2 protein-coding genes are annotated in these 4,100 nt (G+C 38.9%); both read left to right on the top strand.

Annotation, left to right across the window (positions count from 1 at the left end; genetic code table 11):
- The first annotated feature begins 15 nt into the window (after window positions 1-15).
- Window positions 16-1,029 (top strand): serine/threonine-protein kinase, encoded by a 1,014-nt coding sequence (locus F6K22_RS34355; protein ID WP_293108749.1) that lies wholly within the window; start codon window positions 16-18, stop codon window positions 1,027-1,029.
- Between the two features lie 194 nt (window positions 1,030-1,223).
- Entirely contained in the window at window positions 1,224-3,125 is a 1,902-nt protein-coding gene (locus F6K22_RS34360) for a bifunctional serine/threonine-protein kinase/formylglycine-generating enzyme family protein (RefSeq protein WP_293108751.1), read from the top strand.
- The last annotated feature ends 975 nt before the right edge of the window (window positions 3,126-4,100 follow it).

Below are 4,100 nucleotides of genomic sequence, written 5' to 3' on the forward strand. Positions count from 1 at the left end.
TAACTGATAACTGAAATGGTGCAGTCTGGAAAAATCCTGAGACAACGCTACAAAATTATTCAGTCGCTCGGAAGTGGAGTTTTCGGGGATACCTACTTAGCTGAAGACTTAGACTTACCAGGAAATCCGAAATGCGTAGTCAAACACCTCAAACCTAAAAGCTCAGACCCAGTAGTTTTGACAATTGCTCAAAAATTGTTTGAGAGAGAAGCAAAGACCTTATACAAATTAGGCAAAGACTCAGACCAAATACCAAAATTATTTGCTCACTTCCAAGAAAGAACAGAATTTTACCTAGTACAAGAATATATAGAAGGGCAAGATATAAGTAAAGAACTAACCCCAGGGAAAAAATTAAGCGAGTCTTATACCATTGCCTTACTCAAAGGAATATTATCAGCATTAGCAGTAGCTCATCAAAATAATATAATTCACCGAGACATCAAACCCCAAAACTTGATGCGTCGAAAGTCGGACAACAAAATAGTATTGATAGACTTTGGTGCAGTAAAAGAAATTAAAGTATTGACAGTTGATGAACAAGGGTCAACTACTTTAACTGTACCTGTGGGAACTGTAGGTTATATGCCAAATGAACAAAGTAATGGTAAACCAAAACTAAGTAGCGATATTTATGCAGTAGGGATACTAGGAATAAAAGCTCTCACAGGAAAAGACCCAAGAAGTTTCTCCAGAAATAAAAATACAGGAAATATTATCTGGCGAAATGAGGCACAAGTGAGCGATAGTCTGGCAAATATATTAGATAGGATGGTACGGGAGTATTTTCGACAGCGTTATAAAAATGCCACAGAAGCATTAGATGATATAGTGCCATTAATACCACCAAAACAGACATCAACAGCAGAAACCACAATAATAGTTAACCCACTAATACCAAGACAGACATCAACACCAGAAACCACAATAATAGTTAACCCATCAGCACCAAGACAGACATCAACAGCAGAAACCACAATAATAGTTAACCCATCAACACCAACACAGACATCAACAACTGATAACTGAAAATGGGCGGTTGACAAAAGAACTTGACATGGTATTATAAGTATAATGGAGAAGGTGCGCTCATATATACTCAAATAAATTCGGCCAAAAAAACCTATTTCCCTACTAGGCGATATGGGAGGAAGTCTGATAATCGATAACTGGTAACTGGTAACTGATAACTGGAAAGAGGAAGTCTGATATCTGAAAAAATCATGCAGCCAGGAAAAATCCTGAGAAATCACTACAAAATTATTCAGTTGCTCGGAAGTGGAGGATTCGGAGATACCTACTTAGCTGAAGACTTAGACTTACCAGGAAAACCGAAATGTGTAGTTAAACATCTATCACCAAAAAGTTCAGACCCAGAAGTTTTAGCTATTGCTCAAAGGTTATTTGATAGAGAGGCAAATACTTTATACAAATTAGGGGAAGACTCAGAGCAAATACCAAAATTATTTGCTCACTTCCAAGAAGGAACAGAATTTTACCTAGTACAAGAATATATAGAAGGGCAAGATATAAGTAAAGAACTAACCCCAGGAAAAAAATTAAGCGAGTCTTATACCATTGCCTTACTCAAAGGAATATTATCAGCATTAGCAGTAGCTCATCAAAATAATATAATTCACCGAGACATCAAACCCCAAAACTTGATGCGTCGTAAATCAGACAACAAAATAGTATTGATAGACTTCGGTGCAGTAAAAGAAATTGGTGCATTGACCACTAACCAACAAGGGGCAACTACCTTAACCATCGGAGTCGGTACTCCTGGTTATATGCCAGATGAACAAAGTAACGGCAAACCAAAACTGAGCAGTGATATTTATGCAGTGGGGATGGTAGGAATAAAAGCACTAACTGGTCAAAACCCAGGAACCTTCCCTACAGACCAAGATACAGGAAATATAATCTGGCGAAATGAAGCACAAGTAAGTAACCGTCTGGCAAATATATTAGATAAGATGGTGCGGGAGTATTTTCGAGAGCGTTATCAAAATGCCACAGAAGTATTAGAAGCATTAAATATTCAAACTCCACCACAACCAACAATTCCATCTATACCTAAAACTCAAACCCAACCCCAACCTAATAAAACTAGAAGACAAATATTGATATTAGGAGGTTTAGTAGGAAGTGGGTTTGTCGCAGCAATATTAAGTAGAGAGTGGTGGAATAAATTTTTAAAACTAAAAACAGATCCATCTCCTAAACCTTCACCAGAAACAACTCCAGAAAATGTATCTTCTCCAGAAGCAACACCAGCACCTCCCCCTCCACCACAACAAAATACTTCCATTCAGAAATTTGAGACAGTCACAGTTAATGCAAAAGGAGAAATAATAAGTCGCCGTCAAGCTCAAGCACAAGTAATGACAGAAAACCTCGGTAATGGAGTCTCCCTGGAAATGGTAAAAATTCCCTCAGGTAGATTTCTCATGGGGTCTCCAGAGACAGAAGTAGGAAGATTGGATTATGAAAGTCCGCAACATTATGTAGATGTGCCAGAATTTTTCATGGGTAAGTATCCAGTCACTCAAGCACAATGGCAAGCAGTTATGGGAAATAATCCTTCTAAGTTTAAAGGTGCAAGTCGCCCTGTAGAAGCAGTAAATTGGAACAACGCTATAGAATTTTGTGAGAAACTCTCGCAAATAACAGGTAAAAAATATAGTTTACCGAGTGAGAGTCAGTGGGAATATGCTTGTAGAGCAGGAACAACAACACCTTTTTATTTTGGCGAAACTATAACGTCTGAGTTAGTTAATTATCGTGGCATTTATACTTATGCTGATGCACCGAAAGGAGAATATCGAGAAGAAACAACAGATGTGGGAATTTTTCCTCCCAATAATTTTGGTTTGTACGATATGCACGGCAATGTCTGGGAATGGTGTCAGGATGTTTGGCACAGAAATTATGAAGGTTCGCCTACTGATGGAAGTGCTTGGGAAACTGGGGGAGATAATAATCGTTCACCGCTGCGGGGCGGTTCCTGGAACGACATTCCAAATCGATGCCGTTCCGCTTCTCGCAACCTCAACACTTGGCGCGACAAGCACTACTTCCATACTGGTTTTCGTGTAGTATGCGATGGCGGGAGAACTAAATGAAGTTAGAAGTCAGAAGTTAGAAGTCAGAAGTTAGATTGTCTTATTCTGTGAAGCTCCAAAAAAGTCAGGGCAAGACAAGGATTTTGCCACGGATGTACGGATTGATTATATGACCTAACCCCCCAACCCTCTTCCCTGCTAGCGTTGGGGGAGCAAGAATTTCTCCCCTCTCCTCCTAGGAGAGGGGTTGGGGGAGAGGTCTCATTCTCTGAAGCTACCAAAAAAAAGTCGGCGACGAAAGGATTTTACCCTTGCATCGGCCAAAAAATCATGGTAGTATGTAATCATTGGGAGTTACTCGTACCTACGCATGACTTTTTATTCAAGTAAAATATAAGCTCGTAGTTGGGCTTTAGCCCCTGAAATATTTATCTTATATATAATCCGGTTATATAATATATGTTGATAATTCTATAATTACTTCAAGGCTTCAATCTCCCCTACTCCTCACCCCCAACTATATAATAAGTATTCAACCGGATTTGATATTAGGGCTAGATCAAAACTACAAACAAAGACTTGTAGATGTGTTGCGCAAACACTAACATTTCCTCAACCCAACCTACAAAGTGGAAATTTTTTAATTATCAGTAAAGTCGGCGATAGAAGTTTGTTTCGGTGTTTTGTTTCGGTGTAGCGATCGCTCAATCTTATGGATATACATCTGCATTTTGTGGAGCTACCCAAAAAAGTCGGCGGTGAAAAGAATTTCTCCTTGCATCGGCCAAAAAATCATGGTACAATTTAATCAGTGGGATTTGCTTGTACCTAAGCATGACTTTTTATTCAACTAAAAATATACATTGTCATATTTAGGGGGCGGGTTGACAAAATTGAATATTGATACCCTCACGGGGTGACAAGCTAGTTGAAAGCTATATATAGAGACGAATTTGCGTTCGGGAACTGAAGAATACTTCAACTAAAATCAAACTCTTATTGAGAATGAATGAGGTGTAGTGCGTTAGCTCTTCT

Source organism: Okeania sp. SIO2F4, from assembly GCF_010672385.1.
Classification (GTDB): domain Bacteria; phylum Cyanobacteriota; class Cyanobacteriia; order Cyanobacteriales; family Microcoleaceae; genus Trichodesmium.

Excerpts from the sequence above, each read along its gene's own strand:
- F6K22_RS34355 (WP_293108749.1), top strand. The coding sequence starts at position 16 with ATGGTGCAGTCTGGAAAAATCCTGAGACAACGCTACAAAATTATTCAG.
- F6K22_RS34360 (WP_293108751.1), top strand. The coding sequence starts at position 1,224 with ATGCAGCCAGGAAAAATCCTGAGAAATCACTACAAAATTATTCAGTTG.